Raw genomic sequence first — 17,491 nt, 5'->3', positions numbered from 1 at the left:
GGGCAGTGTGGTGCGTGTGCCGACCGGGGTCGCTGTCGGCGCCCGCGCGCCGCACCGGGGCGGGGCCGGGACGGCGCCGGGCAGTGTGGTGCGTGTGCCGACCGGGGTCGCCGGTGCGTCCACGGGTGAGGGCCGGACCGCCGTGAGCGGGGACCGCCCGGGGTCGTGACGCGGTCCCGGTGGGGTGCGACGCGCCTCCCGGCCGTTGCGGGGAACCGCACGACGCGAGCCGAGTCGTCGTCGTCGCCGCCTCCTGGCCCTAGCGTCACAGGGTCGCCGCGTGTCCGCGGCGACGTCCGAGAACGACAGGGGAGTCCTCGTGCCCGCAACCGTGACGACCAGCAGTGCGCCGTGGGGCCACGTGCCCGTGGTCCCGGCCGCCGCCGACCACTCGATCCTCGACCGGTGGGACCGCGTCGTGGCAGACCACGGCGAGGCCCCGGCGCTCATCGCTCCCACCGGGGACCGGACGTTCGCCGAGGTCGACCGTGCGGTCCGTGCGCTCGGCGCCGTGCTGAGCAGGGTGCTGCGACCGGACGACCACGGTGGGGCCGGCGTCGGTGCGGTGCGCGGGGGCGCCTCGCGTCCGGTCGGCGTGATGGCGGGGCAGACTCCGGACACGATCATCGCGGTGCTCGCCCTCGTGGCCGCCGGGCGGACCGTGGTGGTGCTCGACGACCACCTCCCGGAGGCTCGACTGGCGCACGTGGTGCGGCTCGCCGACGTCGAGGAAGTCGTCGCCACGCCGGCGTACACCGAACAGGCGGCGGCAGCGCTCGCCTGGCCCGGAGCCGGAGCCGGAGCCGGAGCCGGAGCCGGAGCCGCGGCCGGTGACGCGGTCGCCGGAGCCGGGCGCGTGCACGACCTCACCGCGTTGCAGGAGCGCGCCTCGTCCGAGGGCGCCGAGCACGACGAGCGCTCTGCGGCACGACCGGGCGGCTCCGACCCGCTCGTCATCGTCTTCACCTCCGGCTCGACCGGCCTGCCGAAGGGCGTGGTGGTCACCCACCGCCAGCAGGTGCGCGACACCGAGGCCCACGCGCTCTCGCTCGGCTTCGGCCCGGGGGACCGGCTCGCGATCGCGGCCCCGCTGTCCTTCACGGCCGGCATCATGTACGCGCTCGCCGCCCTGGCGAACGGGTGCGCCGTCGTCGCGCTCGAACCCCGGGACCGCGGCGTGGAGGGCACCCTCGACGACCTCGCGGCCCACCGTGCCACCGTCGTGCTCGGTACGCCGCACCTGCTCCGGTCGATCACCGGCGCCGTCGCCGGCTCCGACCGCGGGCCGCGACCGGGACTGACGGGCCTCCGCCTCGTCGTCACGGTCGGCGAACCCATCACCGGCACCGACGTCGCCGCGACCCGGCCGCACCTCGGCCCGCACACGGTCCTCGTGAACGGGTTCGGCGCGAGCGAACTCGCCAGCGTCGCGTTCTGCCCGGTCGGGCCCGACGACGCGGTCCCGGACGGCGTGGTGCCCGCGGGGTGGCCCATCGCGAGCAAGACCATCCGCATCGTCCGCGAGGACGGCTCCGTCGCGGACCCCGGTGAGACCGGCGAGCTCGTGGTCGTCTCGGACGGGGTCACCACCGGGTACTGGGGCGCACCGGACCAGACCGCGGCGCACCTCGGCGTCGACGCCGACGGCACCCCGACCTGGCGGCACGGTGACCTCGCGAAGGTCGACGAGGCGGGCCGGCTCGTCCTGGTCGGCCGGGCGGACGACGCCGTGAAGGTCCGGGGTTACCTCGTCGAGCCGTCCGAGGTCGAGGCGGCTCTCCGCGCCGTCCCGGAGGTGCAGGACGTCGTCGTGACGGCGCTCGTCGCCCCGCCGGCAGCGACCCGGCTCGTCGCCTACGTCGTGCCGCGCCCCGGGTACCGGACACCGGCACCGGCCGCGCTCCGCAAGGTCCTCCGCGACAGCCTGCCCGAGTACATGGTGCCGGCGGCGATCGTCCCGATGACCGAGCTGCCCCGCAACGAGCGTGGCAAGGTCGACCGCTCGGCGCTGCCCGGTGCCCCGGCGGTCGAGGCCGAGATGACCGAGGGGACCTACGACCAGTGGGAGCTCGTCGTCGGACAGATCTGGTCCGAGGTGCTCGGCCTGCCGGGTGTCCCCCTCGACGAGGACTTCACCGCGCTCGGCGGCGACTCGCTCTCCGCGGAGGAGATGCTCGCGGTCGTCGAGGAGCGGCTCGGTGTCGCGCTGCGGTCCTCGGAGCTGCTCGAGCACCCGACGCTCCGCCAGTTCGCACGGCGGGTCCGTGGTGGCACGAGCGCGCTGCCGAGCCACCCGGACGTCGTGAAGGTCTCGTCCGCCCGCACGGCCGGTCGGCCCCCGGTCTTCTGCTTCGCCGGCGGTGGTGCGCTCGCCCTCACCTTCCTGCCGCTGTCGCGCCACCTCCGGGACCACGACGTCTACGCCTTCCAGCAACACGGCCTCGAGCGGCGCGGGGTGCCGGACTGGAGCATCGAGCGGAGCGCCCGACGCTACCTGGCGCTCATGCGCGTCGTGCAGCCGCGCGGCCCGTACCTGCTCGTCGGGCACTCGCTCGGAGGCCTGGTGGCGCTCGAGGTGGCGCGACTGCTCGAGGAGAACGGCGAGCACGTCGAGCACCTCGCGCTGCTCGACACGTACCTGCCTCGGACGAAGAGCGAGCAGGCACGACTGCTGTTCAGCCGGATGGAGCCCCGCCCGCCGAGGAACCCCGCGTTCCACGCGTTCCGCGCGGGCGTCGACCGGGTGGCGAAGCGGATCATGCCCGCGGGCGTACCCTACGGTGCGCTGGCGGCGAAGCGGTTCCGCGCCTACACCGCGGGCGTCCTCCGGTTCGGTGGGCAGGACGACTTCGACGCCTTCTTCGACCAGGCCGAGATCGTCACGCGGCGACACCACCCGACCCCGTTCGATGGGCGCTCCACCTACGTGCTCGCGGACGCCAACCCGGACGCGGACGGCTGGCACCGCTACCTCGTCGGCGACTCCCAGACGGTCCGGATGGCCTGCGAGCACACCTCGCTGCTCCGGGAGCCCCACGTCGCCGAGCTCGCGGCGACGCTGCGCGCCGCGTTCGACGCACCCCTCGCCGCCACGTAGCGCGACACGGACGGAGCTGCACATCGCCGACCACGGCGACCACGAGACGGCCTGGAGGCCCGTGCCGAGCCCGGCACGCGCCTCCAGGCCGTCCGTCGTCACCTGCAGAACCGCCGGCCGGCTCCGGTTGCGGGTTTCCGTATCCGCACCCGGGGGTCCGCAAGCGGACCCGCAGGGCGTTGACCCCCCACCGCGCCGCCGCGATGGTGGGAACACAGGGGGAAGACCCGCCCCCTGCACCTCCCGGCGGCGTCGTACCCGCGCCCCTGCCGGACTGCGGACCGTGACCGTCCGCGCCACGTCCGAAGCACCGAACACGGCAACCTGAACCCGACAGGAGCACGTCCAATGCCCGCCAACACCGTCCGACCCGCAGACCCCCGGGTCTCCGTCGTCATCCCGGCACGGAACGAAGCCCGCAACCTCGAGATCATCCTGCCCAAGCTGCCCCCGGTGTACGAGGTCATCCTCGTCGACGGCAACTCGGTCGACGACACCATCGCGACCGCGCAGCGGCTCATGCCGGACATCCGCGTCGTGCACCAGACCCGGAAGGGCAAGGGGAACGCGCTCGCCTGCGGCTTCGAGGCCGTCACCGGCGACGTCGTCGTCATGTTCGACGCCGACTGCTCCGCCGACCCCGACGAGATCCCGCGCTTCGTGCAGGCCCTCGTGGACGGCGCCGACGTGGCCAAGGGCACCCGGTACGCACTCGGCGGCGGCAGCGACGACATCACGATCGTCCGCAACGCCGGCAACCGCGGCCTCAACATCGTCTGCAACGCCATCCTCGGTACCCGCTACAGCGACCTCTGCTACGGCTACAACGCGTTCTGGGCGGACACCCTCCCCGCGATCGAGCTGCTGTCCTCGACCCTCCCGAAGCCGGCCGACGGTTCGATGCTGTGGGGCGACGGGTTCGAGATCGAGACCGTGCTCACCTGCCGCTGGTCGGCCGCGGACCTCCGGATCACCGAGGTCGGCAGCCACGAGAAGCTCCGCGTGCACGGTGCGAGCAACCTCAACGCCGTGACGGACGGCATCCGCGTCCTGAAGTCGATCATGCACGAGCGTCGCCGCGCCACGAAGGCGAAGAGCCGCGCCCGAGTCGCTGCCGCTGCCGCCCTGGCGATGCCGGCGCCCGTGTCGCCGATCGACGCGCCCACCGGTGAGATCACCGCACCGGCCGCGCGTGCCCGCACCGCGGACGCCGCGGTGGTGGACGCCCGCGCGCTCGACGGGGACCTCGCGTGAGCAGCGTCGCCGTCGTCATCTGCGCGTACACGCAGCTGCGGTGGGGCGACCTGCAGGACAGCGTCGAGTCGGCGAAGCGCCAGCCCGAGCAGCCCGAGGTCGTCGTCGTGATCGACCACGAGCCCGAGCTGTACGCGCGCGCCAAGGCCCGCTGGCCGGAGCTCAGCGTCGTCGAGAACACCGAGGACCGCGGCCTCTCCGGTGCGCGGAACACCGGAGTCGCCCTCACGGACGCCGACGTCGTGGCGTTCCTCGACGACGACGCCACCGCGGACGCCGACTGGCTCGGCCACCTCATGGCGGCGCTCGACGACCCCGAGGTCGTCGGGGTCGGTGGGCGTGCCACACCCTCCTGGCCCGACGCGACCGGCTCCGGACCGTACTCGGACGAGCTCCTCTGGATCGTCGGCTGCAGCTACGCGGGCCTCCCCGAGACCGCGGGCGACGTCCGCAACGTCATCGGGTCGAGCATGGCCTTCCGTCGGGAGGCGATCCTCGCCGCCGGCGGCTTCCGCTCCGGCATCGGCCGGGTCGGCAACCAGCCGCTCGGGTGCGAGGAGACTGAGCTGTGCATCCGGCTCGCACAGGCCCGTCCCGGGAGCCGCATCCGCCACGAGCCGCGTTCGAACGTCTCCCACCGGGTCTCGGCGGACCGCGTCACCATGCGGTACATGCGCCGCCGCAGCTACTACGAGGGCATCTCGAAGGCGGTGCTGAGCCGCCGTGTCGGCACCGGCGACTCGCTGTCGAGCGAGTCCACGTACCTGACCCGGGTGATCCCGGGGGCCGTCGCCCGCGAACTGCGACGCGTCGGACGGGGTGGTGGCGTCCGCGCCGCCGCGATCGTGCTCTCCGTCGTCTCGACCATCACCGGGTACGCCGTCGGACGGATCCTCGGGGGCGTCGTCGTCTCCGCCCCCGTCACGCCCGCCGTCCGCCAACCGATCGGGACACCATGACCAGGACGACCCTGACCCGGGTGCTCCGCCCGGTCGTCGAGACCTCGCTCGTGCCGACCTGGGACGGGGCCGTCTGGATCGGCGAACTCGACCGAGCCGAGCTCCACGGCGCCGGACACCGTGACGCGATCGGGCTGGCCGGAGCCGACGGCTACGGCCGCGCCCGGCTCCTCGTGCGGGACCGCGGCGAGCCCGTCGGCTTCGTCGAGGCCGAGGTGACCGACCGTCGCCGGATCGGCCCCTCGATCGAGCTCCGTACCCTCGAGCGTGCCGTCCGGCACATGCCCACCCCGGAACGACGACCGGCCGCTGATCAGGCGTTGCCGTCCGTCACCGTGGTGCTCTGCACGGACGGGGACGCGGGGGACACCATGCGCTCGGTCCTCGCCCAGCGCGGCGTCGCCCTCGACGTCGTCGTGGTCTCCACCGGCGCCGACGGCGACGGCCGCACCGAGATCGCCGGCCGGACCGTCACCACCGTCCCGGCACCGACCGGCGGGCTCGCTGCCGCGCGGAACGCCGGACTCCTCGCCGCCACCGGCGACGTCGTGGCCTTCCTCGGCTCCGGCGCGGTCGTGGACGCCGACTGGGCGAGCGCGATCGCGACCCCGTTCGTGCTCGACGACGACGTGGCCTGCGTCACCGGTCTCGTGCCGACGGCCGAGATCCGCACGCCGGCGCAGCGCTGGCACGACGAGCACACGCCGGCGGCACGCACGATCCGCCGCCGGGTGTTCCGCCTCGGTGACGAGCCGGGCGACACCCCGCTGCACCCCTTCGCCGCTGCCGCCTACGGCACCGGCGCCAACCTCGCCGTCCGCCGCCGCGCCGCGCTCGCGATCGGCGGCTTCGACACCGCGTTCGGGCCCGGCACCCGGGTCGGTGGCGGCGACGACCTCGACCTCTTCACCCGACTGCTGTTCGCGGGCTCCGCGATCGCCGTCGAACCCGCCGCGATCGCCTGGCTCCGGCCCGCGGACGACACCTCGTCGCTCCGCCGGACCGCCGCCGCGCACGGCCACGGACTCGGAGCCTGGATGACCAAGAACGCCCTCGACCGCGACACCGCCGCGGCGACCGTCGACACCGTGCCGGAGGCCATCGCCGCGTTCGCGCGGCTGGGGCTCGAGCAGGGGGACGCGGTCACCGAGCTCGGCGGTGGGACCGGTCGACGTGCCGTGGGGCGCTCGGCTGCGGCCCGTGCCGCGGCCGTCGATGGATCTGGTGCTGGTGCTGGTGCTGGTTCTGGTTCTGGTTCGGGAATCGTCGTCGCGGACCGGGCTGCCGGCGGTGTCTCGCCGGTGCCCGGTGCCGGTGCCGGTGCCGGAGCTCGGCCCGCGGCTGCGGTGGGGGCTCCGTCCGCGGCGCTCGCCGGGGTCGAGGCGGCCTGGACCGACACGTCCCGGCGTCTGCGCCGCGTCGAGCGTCGATCGGTGCTCGTGGCGCCGTTCCTCGCGCTCGCCGAACGCCTCGGCGGTGCCGGCACCATCGACCGGACGCGACACGGTCGGCACGAGCTGGCCATCGTCGCACCCGCACCCGTGCACCCCGGCGTGATGGGGCCGGCGGCCCGGCTGACAGCGGCCGGTCTGGTCGTCGTCACCCTGCTCGCCGCGGCGGTCGGAGCGGCCTTCGACATCCCCGTGCTGCGTGGCTCCGCGGTCGGTGTCCTCCTCTTCGCGGTCGTCGGCGTCGCGCCGATGCTGCTCCTCCGCCCGATGCCCCTCGCCCGCTTCGCGCTGTTCGCGGTCACGACGTCCATCGTCGGGACCATCGCGATCGGCTACACCATGGCCACGGCCGGCCTCTGGGCCCCCGTGGTGCCCTTCGCCGCGGTCGTCGTCCTCACCGCCGTCGCCGTCGCGGCGGCCGTCCCTCGGGACCTCCGCGAGCTGCACCGGCAGCGCCTCGAGCGCGCCGCCGCCGGACGACGTCGGACCTGGACGACGACCGGCACGGTCACGACCGCGTCGATCGTGGGACTCCTCGTCGTGGTGGTCTCCGCCGTCACGCACATCGGCGACCCGGTCCCGGACGGACTCTTCGGTTCACTCGGGATCGGACTCCCGATCGGGCTCGCGATCGTCGTCGCCGCCGCCGTGGTCGCGCTCGTGCGGGGCCGGGGCGTGGCCCTGCCCGTCGTCGTGCTCGGCGGTGTCGTCCAGCTCGCCCAGGCGATCACCTACGGCATGCCGACCGTCATGGCGGCCGCACGGCACGTCGGGGTGCTCGAGTACATCCGGCAGTTCGGTCGCACCGACCCCTCCGCCGACATCTTCCAGACCTGGTCCGGGCTGTTCGCCGGCGGTGCGTGGGTGGCCGACGTGGGCGGCATCGTGAACGCGATGACGATCGCCGCCTGGGTGCCCGTCCTGCTCGCGTTCGCCACGACCATCGGTGTCGGCGTGCTCGCCGCACACTGGCTCCCCGGCGCCCGGCGGCCGTGGATCGCCGCGTTCCTGACCGCCATGACCGGTTCGCTCAACACGACCTACTTCTCCCCGCAGTCGACGGGCATCCTGCTCTCCGTCGCGATCCTCGTGCTCGCCACCGGCGCGCTGCGTCGGGTCACGGTCACCGGCGAGGACGGCGAGCCCACGACGGTCCTGCGGCCGCAGCCGGTCGGGCTCTCGCGCCTGCTCGGGATCGGTGCGATCAGCATCGTGCTCGCGGTGACGCACCAGATCTCGCCGTACCTGACCGTCGCGGCCATCGTCGTGCTGGTCGTGTTCCGCATGCTGCGCCCGTGGTGGGTCTCGCTCGTCGTGCTCGTGCCCGCCGTGGTGTTCGCGCTGCTCAACGGCAGCATCCTCGACAAGTTCCTGTCGCTCGCCGCGGTCGGGCAGGTGCTCACCAACGTCCAGCCGCCGTCGCACGACATGACGGTGCTGCCCAAGCCGCTCGTGACGCGGCTCGCGTTCGACGTGCCCGCGGCCGCCCTCGTGGTGCTCGGCCTGGCGGCGATCATCACGGTGCTGCTCCGCCGCGACCGCGTCCACTGGGGCCTGCTGCTGGCCGCCGCCAGCCCGATCTCGCTGCTCGTCGCGACGAACTACGGCCAGGAGGGCATCTTCCGCGTCGTCCTGTTCGCGACGCCGTGGATCGCCGTCCTCGCCGCCGGACTCCCGGTGCCCGCTGGGCGCCTCGCCCCGGTCGGTCGACTCGTGGCCCGCGCCGGACGCCCTGCGGCCGTGCGGATCGTCGCCGCGACGGTGCTCGTCGCCGGGATGGTGGCGGTGGGGTCGTTCGGGCAGACGGCGCTCGACTGGAACCGCGTCCCGACGCGCAGTCAGTCGGAGGCCACGCAGTACTACGACGCGACCGCGCCGAAGGGCTCGATCATGCTGCTCACCGGTTCGGCGAACGCCGTCCCGAGCAACACCGGTGCCCGGTACTTCGACGTCGGCGCGCTCTCCCGGGAGGCCCTCGGGGCCTACCCGGCGAGCGAGGGCTACGACGCCACCGCGGACGTGTCGAACATCACGCGGAAGCTCGTGAGCACCTGGTCCGCCACGAAGTACTACGCCCTCGTCGCTGCTCCGTTCGGCGCGTACGACGAACGGTACGGTTACCAGAGCGACGCGGACTACCGGAAGCTCGCGGCCGCGATGGCCGACTCGCCGTACTGGACGCCCGTCTGGTCGAAGGGCACGACCGTGGTCTACGAGCTCACGACCGAGGGCATGCGTCATGCCGCGCGGTGACGCACCGCACCGACGATCGCCCCGACTGACCCTGCTCGTCACGGCGGCCGTCACCGCGGTGGCGCTCGTGCTCACGGGCACGAGCGTCCTCGGTGGACGGGCCGCCGCCGACGCCGCGACGACCGACCCGGTGTCCACCGCGGACTGCCGGGCCGGACGGGTGCTCGACGTGGTCGCCCACCCGGACGACGACCTGCTCTTCCAGGGCAGCGACCTGCGTGCGAGCATCGAGTCGGGCGCGTGCGTCCGGACGGTCGTCGTGACGGCGGCCGACAGCGGCTACCCCGCGTGGTACTGGCGCGAGCGACAGACCGGACTCGTCGCGGCGTACGCCGCGATCGCGGGCGTCGACGCCGCGACCACCACGTCCACGCTCACCGTCGCCGGCAAGACGCTCCGGCTCGAGACCCTCACCGCGAACCCGAGGATCAGCCTCGTCTTCATGGACCTGCCGGACGGCAACCTGAGCGGCAACGGGTTCTGGGCGACCGGCTACACCGGCCTCCAGCAGCTCTACCAGGGCTGGGTCTCGACCCTCGCCACGGTCGCGGACGCCCCGGCTCCCGCGACCTACACGATCGCGGAGCTGCGGGCGACGATCTCCGGACTCCTCGACGGCTACGCGCCGACGGCCGTCCGCACACTGGACCACGCGGGCGGGTACGGCGACGGCGACCACAGCGACCACCACACCGTGGCGTACCTCGCGAACGAGGCGCAGCAGCGGTACGCCGGCGCGCACACGTTCACCGGCTACCTCGGCTACACGATCGAGGGTCGTCCGACGAACCTGACGTCGCAGCAGGTCGCCGCGAAGTCGTCCGCGTTCTTCACCTACGCCGCGCACGACAGCGAGACGTGCGCCACGTGGGAGGCCTGCGCGCCGCCGCGTCCGGAGTCGTCGTGGCTGCAGCGGCAGTACACCGTCGGTCAGGCGGATCCGTCGCAACCGACGAACCCGTCCGCACCGGGCAGCGGCAGCGACCGCACCGACGTCACCGGCTCGGCCACGGTCACCGCGAGCGCGGAGAACGCCGCCGACGGCCAGACGGCGGCGAAGGCCGTGGACGGTGTCGTGTCCGGGTACCCGGCGAACCCGTCGGCTGAGTGGGTCGCCCCGAACGGCCGCGCCGGCACGTGGCTGCAGCTGTCGTGGGCGTCGGCGAAGACCCTCACCGGCATCGACCTGGCCGACCGACCGAACAGCGACGACCAGGTCACCGGTGGCACGCTCACGTTCTCCGACGGGTCGAGCGTGGCGGTCCCGGCGCTGCCGAACGCCGGCGCAGTGCAGCAGGTCACGTTCGCGGCGCGGTCGGTGACGTGGGCGCGGTTCACCGTGACCGCCGTGAGCAGCAGCACCCAGAACACCGGACTGGCCGAGCTGCGCGCGTTCACCGCGTCGGGGGAGACCACCCCGCCGGCGACCACGACCGCTGACGTCACCGCGGCCGCCTCGGTCACGGCGAGTGCCGAGAACCCGACCGACGGGCAGACCGCCGCGAAGGCCGTCGACGGCGTCGTGTCCGGGTACCCGGCGACCCCGTCGGCCGAGTGGGTCGCGCCGAACGGGCGAGCCGGGACCTGGATCCAGTTGACGTGGGCCTCCGCGCGGAAGCTCGTCGAGGTGGACCTCGCCGACCGGCCGAACACGACCGACCAGGTGACCGGGGGGACGCTGACGTTCTCGGACGGGTCGAGCGTGACCGTCCCCGCGCTGCCGAACGCCGGTGCGGTGCAGAAGGTGGTGTTCCCGGCGCGGAACGTGACGTGGGCGCGCTTCACCGTGACGTCGGTGAGCAGCGTGACCCAGAACACCGGGCTCGCGGAGATCCGGGCGATCGCGTCGACGGACTCGACGACGCCGAGCCCGACGCCGACACCGACCCCGACGCCGACGCCGACCCCGACGCCGACGCCGACCCCGACGCCGACGCCGACGCCGACCCCGACTCCCACCCCGACCCCGACCCCGACGTCGCGGGACGTCACCGGGACGGCGACACCCACGGCCAGCGCGCAGAACCCCGCGGACGGGCAGACCGTCCAGAAGGCCGTCGACGGCGTCGTGTCCGGGTACCCCGCGAACCCGTCGGCCGAGTGGGTCGCGCCGAACGGGAAGTCCGGCACCTGGATCCAGCTCACCTGGTCGTCGGCGCAGCGGCTCGGACGGATCGAGCTCCACGACCGACCGAACACGACGGACCGCATCACGAGCGGCACCCTCACGTTCTCGAACGGCACGAGCGTCCGCGTGGGTTCGCTGCCGAACGACGGGTCGACGCTCAACGTCGACTTCTCCGGCCGGGACGTGACCTGGGTGCGCTTCACCGTCACGGGCGTCTCCTCGGCGACGCAGAACGCGGGACTCGCGGAGGTGCGCGCATGGACGACGACCTGATCCGCCCGACGTCGGTGGACCCGGAGGCAGCGTCCGCGAACGGCGCACCGCCCGCGCACGGCACCGGGCTCTCCCGCCACCGGCGGCCCGGTCGACCCGCGCGTCGGAACCTGGCGATCACCGCAGGGGCCTTCGTGGTCACCGCGGCGATCGTCGCGGCCGCGGCCACCGGGTCCTCGACCGGCAGCGCCGTCGACCCGAGCGGCGAGACCATGCCCACCGCTGCCGCGTCCGGGTGGAAGCGCGTGTTCTCCGAGGACTTCGCCGAACCCACCGCCACCGGCGGCTTCGAGAAGCCCTACGCCGACCGGTTCTCCGTGTACCACGGCTTCGCGGACACGGCCGGCACCGGTCGGTACTCGGCGTCCGCGTTGACCGCGCACGACGGCGTGCTCGACATGCGCATGCGCACCACCTCCGGCGGGACACCGCTCGCGGGCGGCATCGTGCCGCTCGTGGACGGGAAGTGGGGCGGTCAGACCTCCGGACGGTACAGCATCCGGCTCCGGAGCGACGAGGTCGACGGGTACGGCGTCGCCGTCCTGCTCTGGAGTGACCGGAACGTGTGGGCGGACGGCGAGATCGACTTCCCGGAGGGGGCGCTCGGTGCTCCTGCCTGGCTCAACGTGCACTGCCTCGTCGACCCGGCGGAGAAGTGCATCCACCAGGAGACGACGGCGTCGCTCAAGGACTGGCACACGTACACGATCGACTGGACGCCCCAGCGGATGACGTTCTCGATCGACGGTCGGCAGATCGCCTCGACGGACAAGGACATCCCGACGATGCCGATGCACTTCGTCGTGCAGGCCGGTTCGCTCGGCGGGGTGCCGCCGAAGGAGTCGGACGGCTCGCTCCTCATCGACTGGATCACGGTCGACGTCCCGAAGGGCTGATCGCGGTAGCGTCGCCGGGTGGCTGACCTGGACCGACGACTCGTCGACCTCGACGACCTCGACAACCCCGACGGTCCGGACCACGACCTGTGGCGTGCGCTCGCCGACGAACGCGATGCCCGCCGCGTGCTCGACCTCGGTCGCGGCACGGGCATCCTCACGGTGACGCTCGCGGCGCCGGGTCGGACGGTCGTGGGCGTGGACCCGTCGGCGACCATGCTCGACCGCGCCCGGCAGCGGCCGGGCGGTGACCGGGTGACGTGGGTGCTCGGGGACAGCCGGAGCATCCCGACGGACGAGTACGACCTCGCCCTCATGACGGGGAACGTCGCCCAGCACGTCGGGGACGACGACTGGCCCCGGACGCTCCGGGACGTCCGTGCGGTGCTGCGCCCCGGAGGGACGCTGGGGTTCGAGAGCCGGAACCCGCGCGGGCGCGCCTGGACGCACTGGACGACGAGCGGACGGAGCGTCCGGCCGACCGAGCACGGGCCGCTCGAGGAGTGGTCGACGGCCGAGGAGGTCGCTCCCGGGCTCGTGCGGCTCGTCGCGTCGAACCGCTTCACCGCCGACGGCGGCGAGACCCTGGAGCACACGGAGGACCTGCGCTTCCGCGACCGGGACGAGCTCGTGCGGGACGTCCGTGCGGCCGGGTTCGGTGCGGTCGAGGTCTTCGGGGACTGGCAGCGGGGACCGTTCGAGGACGACGCCGCGGTGATGGTGTTCGTCACCACCGTCGACTGAGCACAGCGTCGTCAGCTCAGCTCAGCTCAGCGCAGTCAGCGACCCGCGTGCTCCTCGAGCGCCGCGAGCAGCGCGGCGACGTGCGGGGTCCGGCCGTAGCGCGCGCTCACCCACGTCCGGCCGCGCGCGCCGAGCGACGGGTCGGCCGCGGCCTCGGCGAGGACCTCGACGATCCGTTCCGCGAGGGCGTCCGCGTCCGTCGGGTCGACCGTGTACCGGGCCCACTCGCCGGACAGGATCTCGGCCGTGCCGCCGGACGCCGCTGCGACGACCGGCGTGCCGGCGGACATCGCTTCGACGACCGTGCGGCCGAAGCCCTCCGGCTCGATCGACGGCACGACGACGAGGTCGGCGGCGTGCAGCAGCGGCAGCACGTCGTCCCGCTCGGGGAGCACCACCACGCTGCCCTCGGGCTGCGCGTCGACCGCCTGCTGGACGGCGGTCGTCTCGTCGGGGTAGAGCGCGCCGGCGAGGACGAGGACCGGCGCCGTCGTCGTGGAGGCCGTCGCGGCGGGTGAGGCGACCCGCTGGCGGGCGCGGGCCGACGTGCGCACCCTGCTCCATGCCTCCAGGAGAGCCACGACGCCCTTGGCGCGGCTGAGCCGACCGTAGTAGAGCACCACCGGAGCGTCGGTCGGCAGGCCGAGCCGCTCGCGGGCCGTCTGCACGTCGTCGGCGGTCGGCGGCGGGAACTCGGCGGTGTCGACGCCGTTCGGGACGACCGTGATGCGGTCGCGCGGCGCGCCGACCGCGGCCCAGGCGTCGGCCATCGCGGCGGAGACCGCGAGGTAGCGGGTCCGGCCGCCGGCGAAGGGTCGGAGGCGGCCGTAGTTCGGCGCGTGGTGGAGGTGGACGGCGAGCGGTACGCGCGACACCGCGGACAGGACGCGGCCGTAGGGCAGGTACTCGGGCCGGTTCAGCCAGATCACGTCGGGTCGCCAGCTGCGCATGCGGAGGCCCTCGCGCACGAAGCGGAGGACGTCGCGGAACGCGGTGCGGACGCCGAAGCGCGGGTCGGTCCCGTGCACGAGGCGGACGCCGAGCCGCTCGTAGGGCGGGCGGCCCTCGCCGGCGCGGGCCATCTCGTCGTCCCGGTGCCAGACCACGACGTCGTGGCCGGCGGCGACGAGTTCCTCGGTGTCCTCGAGCACGCAGCGCTCGAGCCCACCGGTGATCGCCAGCCCGGAGGTGACGAGGGCGATGCGCAGGGGGCGTGCGGTGGTCATGAGGACCCTCCTCGGGCGGCTCGGAGACGACGGATGAACCAGGGCAGGCAGGCGAGTGCCCCGGCGAAGCGGAACCAGTTCCAGAAGACGTCCTGCGGGACGAAGAGCGACGCGACGGCCACGGCGAGCGCGGCGCCGACCGGGACGGTGACGCGCCAGCTCGGTCCCTTCCACGCGCGGCGGTCGGGGAGCGACGCCTGCTGCAGGACCGCGAGCACGACGTAGGCGACGACGGTCGCGACGGCGGCACCGGAAAGTCCGAGCCACGGGACGAGGACGAGGTTCGCCGCGATGTTCACGCCCCCCGCGATCGCGGCGATCACGCCGACGGCGACACCACGGCGCTCGATGACGAGCAGTCGACCGGTCGCGCCGCTGGCCACGACGGGCAGGGCGGTGACAGCGACGATGAGGACGACGACGGTCAGTTCGTGGACGCGGTACGACGCGGGCGCCAGGATGGGCAGGGCCACGGGCGACACGAGGGTCACGGCGAGGAGCACGGGCGCGAGCATCTTGTAGAGCTCGTCCCGGGCGTGCATCGCGAGCTCCCGGCGGGCGACGGCGTCGCGGAGCGCGGCGAAGTGCGGGGCCCACGCCTGGTTCGTGAACGACAGCAGCAGGATGACGGCCGACCCGACGACGTAGGCGATCTGGTAGCGGGCGACCTCCTCGGGGCCGAGCATCCGCTGGATGACGATGCGGTCGCCGGCGTTGAGGACGAAGTACGACAGGTTGCCGAGCGCGATCGGGATGCCGAGCCGGAACGCCCGGGCGGTGGTGGGGCGGTCGAACAGCCCGGCGATCCGCGGACGGGTGGCGGCGATGCCGATCACCATCGCGATGCCCTGCGCCACGACGCCGCCCCACGCGTACGTGACGGCGTCGGCGTGCACGAACGTGAGGAGTCCGAGTCCGATGATCGACCCGCCGATCGACGAGAGCAGGCTCGTGACGGCGAACACGCGGATGCGGTCCTGGGCGACCAGCAGCGCGAGGGACAGCTGCACGATCGCGGCCGGGCCGACCCAGAGGACGGCGATGAGGAGGAGCGGGTGCTGCCCGACGAACCCGGCGGCGTCACCCCAGACGGGGATGGAGACGAGCGAGACGATCGTGACGAGGACGGCGGTGGTGATGCCGACGCTCAGCAGGCCGCGCGCTCGCCGGTCGTTCCCGTCCTCCGCGCGTTGGAGCACGGTGGCCTGGTCGAGGCCGGCGACCGCGAGCACGCCGAGTGCCTGGTACAGGGCGATCGCGGACGCGAGGACGCCGAACTCGGCGGGGGGCATCAGGTGCGCGAGCACGGGCGAGATCAGCGACGAGACGACGAGCTGCATCGACCAGACGACGACGTACAGCAGGCCGCGGCCGAACAGCTTGGACGACACCGTGCGGGTCGTCCCCGTGGTCGTGTCGGCGCCGGGAGCGTTGCCGGTGCCGGGCTGCGATCCGTCGGTCGACGGGGTCGCCGCTGCCGTGCGCGCCGTGCCTGCCGTCCGTGCCGTCTCCGCCGGACCTGCAGCAGCCGCTGCCGCTGCCGCTGCGCGGGCTTCGCGCGCCTCCCGACGCGTCGTCGGTTGGTCCGTCCGGGTCTCCTGCGGCGCGCTCACCGGACCACCACGCCCCGATGGACGTCCGCCGTCGTGGGGCCGCTCACGCCGCCCGTCGTCGAGCGGAGTCCGAAGGCCGCGTCGACGAGGTCCAGCAGCTCCGAGCTCCGGTCGGTGGAGAACTTCCGGGCGAACAGCTGCGGCGCCCGACGAGCCTCGGCCGAGGGCTGCGTGCGCCACTCCAGCAGCCGTCCGGCGTCCGCGAGCGTCAACCACGGCGGGCTCTTCATCGCCGAGCCGTCCCACCCGATCCACCACAGCGAGTGCGGCACGTGGGCGTCGCGGAAGCCCGGCGTCAGCGACTCCGTCCAGAGCACGGAGGGCACGAAGGTCTCGTCGGCGATCCACACCCGCTGCCAGAACCGGACGAGGTCCGGTCGGGTGTCGACGGCGCGGACGACGGCCTCGGCGTGCTCGCGGGCGAGGACCTTGAGCTGCGAACCCCCGGCCGGCGTGAGGTCACGGGGGAGTCGGCGCGGGACGGGGACGCGCACCATGTGCTTCCGCCACGCCCAGTGCAGGAACCGCAGCCGCGGCAGACCGCCCCCGCGGCCCCACTCGCTGTAGGGCAGCGGATGCACGCCGAGGAACGACTCGCCCCGGTGCTGCTCCAGCAGCGCGGTCAGCTCGTCCGGGTTCCCGAGCGGGTAGTCGCTGCCGGTCAGGACCGCCACGTGCGAGGCGTCGGTCGCGGCGAGCGCCGCCCGGTAGCCCTCGACCTCGGCGGCGACGTTCTCCCACTTCGCCCACCCGGTACGCATCCGCGGCAGGAGCCGGACGCGGTCCGGCAGGTCGGTCGTCATCGTGGTCCACTCCGACTCGGGCGTGCGCGCGTCGACGTGCAGGAACACCGGGAACGGTGCGAGCGCCTCGATCAGGCGGCGGACGTGCGCCGGGTCCTCGTGGGCGAGGACGACGCACGCCACGGCGGGGGAGTTGGCCATGTCCGCGACGCTACGGGGGCCGCCAGAGGGCGACAAGGCGGGGTCGGACCGGGTGCGGGGAAGCAGCGGTTTCCCGCACCCAGGCCCCTGATCAGCGCTTCTTGCGGAACTTCGGGCAGTCGCAGAGGGCGCAGTCGGTGCCGGGACGGTAGTGCTCGTGCGCGTCACGAGGGTGACCGCACACGCACGTCACGGCATCGTCGAGCACGACCTCGAGGAGCCCTCGGGACTCGGTCGTCGGGCCCAGCGGCATGCGTCCTCCTCGTGCCCCGACCCGGTGCCCGGGGATCCCCACGATCCTAGGGGAGCGGGGCTGTCAGATGGCGGCAAACCGCAAGGTCCGCGCACGCGCCCACGACCGTCGTTGACCGCCACCCGGCACCACCGGAGCATCGGAGCATGACCGACCGTCCCACGATGACCGGCGTGCTCACCCTGCAGCCCGCGATGCCCGCCGCGGAGGCTCCGACCTGGTCCGGAGCGGCCTGGGTCGGCGCGGTCGACCGGCGCGAGGCGCTCACGGCCGACGCCGTCGTCCTCGCCGGCGCCGAGGGGTTCCACCGCGCGCGGCTCCTCGTCCGGGACGGCCGCGAACTCGCGGGCTCCGTCGACCTCGCGGTCGGACCCGGCGGCGCCCTGGACCCGACCGAGAC

12 protein-coding genes are annotated in these 17,491 nt (G+C 73.9%); 8 read left to right on the top strand and 4 right to left on the bottom strand.

The annotated features are described in order from the left end of the window. Positions 1–319: 319 nt before the first annotated feature. The 7 genes from ACSW7Y_RS09765 (at position 320) to ACSW7Y_RS09735 (ending at position 13,055) form a co-directional block, all read left to right on the top strand. The gene (locus ACSW7Y_RS09765; protein ID WP_438126103.1) at positions 320–3,097 is read left to right on the top strand and encodes a non-ribosomal peptide synthetase; all 2,778 of its coding nucleotides are present in this window, start codon (positions 320–322) and stop codon (positions 3,095–3,097) included. Between the two features lie 348 nt (positions 3,098–3,445). Continuing rightward, the gene (locus ACSW7Y_RS09760) at positions 3,446–4,351 is read left to right on the top strand and encodes a glycosyltransferase family 2 protein (RefSeq protein ID WP_438126102.1); all 906 of its coding nucleotides are present in this window, start codon (positions 3,446–3,448) and stop codon (positions 4,349–4,351) included. Then, the gene (locus tag ACSW7Y_RS09755; protein WP_438126101.1) at positions 4,348–5,310 is read left to right on the top strand and encodes a glycosyltransferase family 2 protein; all 963 of its coding nucleotides are present in this window, start codon (positions 4,348–4,350) and stop codon (positions 5,308–5,310) included. Before ACSW7Y_RS09760 ends, ACSW7Y_RS09755 begins: the two co-directional genes overlap by 4 nt. Next, positions 5,307–9,014, top strand: coding sequence for a glycosyltransferase (locus tag ACSW7Y_RS09750; protein WP_438126100.1), 3,708 nt, complete (start codon positions 5,307–5,309; stop codon positions 9,012–9,014). Before ACSW7Y_RS09755 ends, ACSW7Y_RS09750 begins: the two co-directional genes overlap by 4 nt. After that, complete coding sequence (locus ACSW7Y_RS09745) at positions 9,001–11,415, top strand: DUF7402 domain-containing protein (protein ID WP_438126099.1); 2,415 nt, start codon at positions 9,001–9,003, stop codon at positions 11,413–11,415. Before ACSW7Y_RS09750 ends, ACSW7Y_RS09745 begins: the two co-directional genes overlap by 14 nt. Then, a complete protein-coding gene (locus ACSW7Y_RS09740) occupies positions 11,400–12,311 on the top strand; it encodes a glycoside hydrolase family 16 protein (protein ID WP_438126098.1) in 912 nt (303 codons plus the stop codon). The genes ACSW7Y_RS09745 and ACSW7Y_RS09740 overlap by 16 nt, the downstream gene beginning before the upstream one ends. 18 nt (positions 12,312–12,329) lie before the next feature. Next, entirely contained in the window at positions 12,330–13,055 is a 726-nt protein-coding gene (locus ACSW7Y_RS09735; protein WP_438126097.1) for a class I SAM-dependent methyltransferase, read from the top strand. Positions 13,056–13,090: 35 nt separating this feature from the next. On the opposite strand, the gene ACSW7Y_RS09730 is transcribed toward ACSW7Y_RS09735, so the two are convergent. From ACSW7Y_RS09730 to ACSW7Y_RS09715, 4 genes are all read right to left on the bottom strand, one after another. Beyond that, a complete protein-coding gene (locus ACSW7Y_RS09730; RefSeq protein ID WP_438126096.1) occupies positions 13,091–14,281 on the bottom strand; it encodes a glycosyltransferase family 4 protein in 1,191 nt (396 codons plus the stop codon). Next, the gene (locus ACSW7Y_RS09725; RefSeq protein WP_438126095.1) at positions 14,278–15,894 is read right to left on the bottom strand and encodes a lipopolysaccharide biosynthesis protein; all 1,617 of its coding nucleotides are present in this window, start codon (positions 15,892–15,894) and stop codon (positions 14,278–14,280) included. Before ACSW7Y_RS09725 ends, ACSW7Y_RS09730 begins: the two co-directional genes overlap by 4 nt. Then, positions 15,891–16,838: a beta-1,6-N-acetylglucosaminyltransferase gene (locus ACSW7Y_RS09720; RefSeq protein ID WP_438126094.1), complete on the bottom strand. Its 948-nt coding sequence runs from the start codon at positions 16,836–16,838 to the stop codon at positions 15,891–15,893. Before ACSW7Y_RS09720 ends, ACSW7Y_RS09725 begins: the two co-directional genes overlap by 4 nt. Before the next feature lie 91 nt (positions 16,839–16,929). Further along, a complete protein-coding gene (locus tag ACSW7Y_RS09715) occupies positions 16,930–17,091 on the bottom strand; it encodes a hypothetical protein (protein ID WP_438126093.1) in 162 nt (53 codons plus the stop codon). Between the two features lie 146 nt (positions 17,092–17,237). On the opposite strand from ACSW7Y_RS09715, the gene ACSW7Y_RS09710 reads away from it, so the two are divergent. Next, the coding region (locus ACSW7Y_RS09710; protein ID WP_438126092.1) for a hypothetical protein at positions 17,238–17,491 on the top strand (254 nt) is incomplete at its 3' end.

The sequence above is a fragment of the Curtobacterium flaccumfaciens genome, assembly GCF_051548005.1.
In the GTDB taxonomy this organism is placed as follows: Bacteria; Actinomycetota; Actinomycetes; order Actinomycetales; family Microbacteriaceae; genus Curtobacterium.
This window is presented reverse-complemented; position numbering and strand designations above follow the sequence as displayed.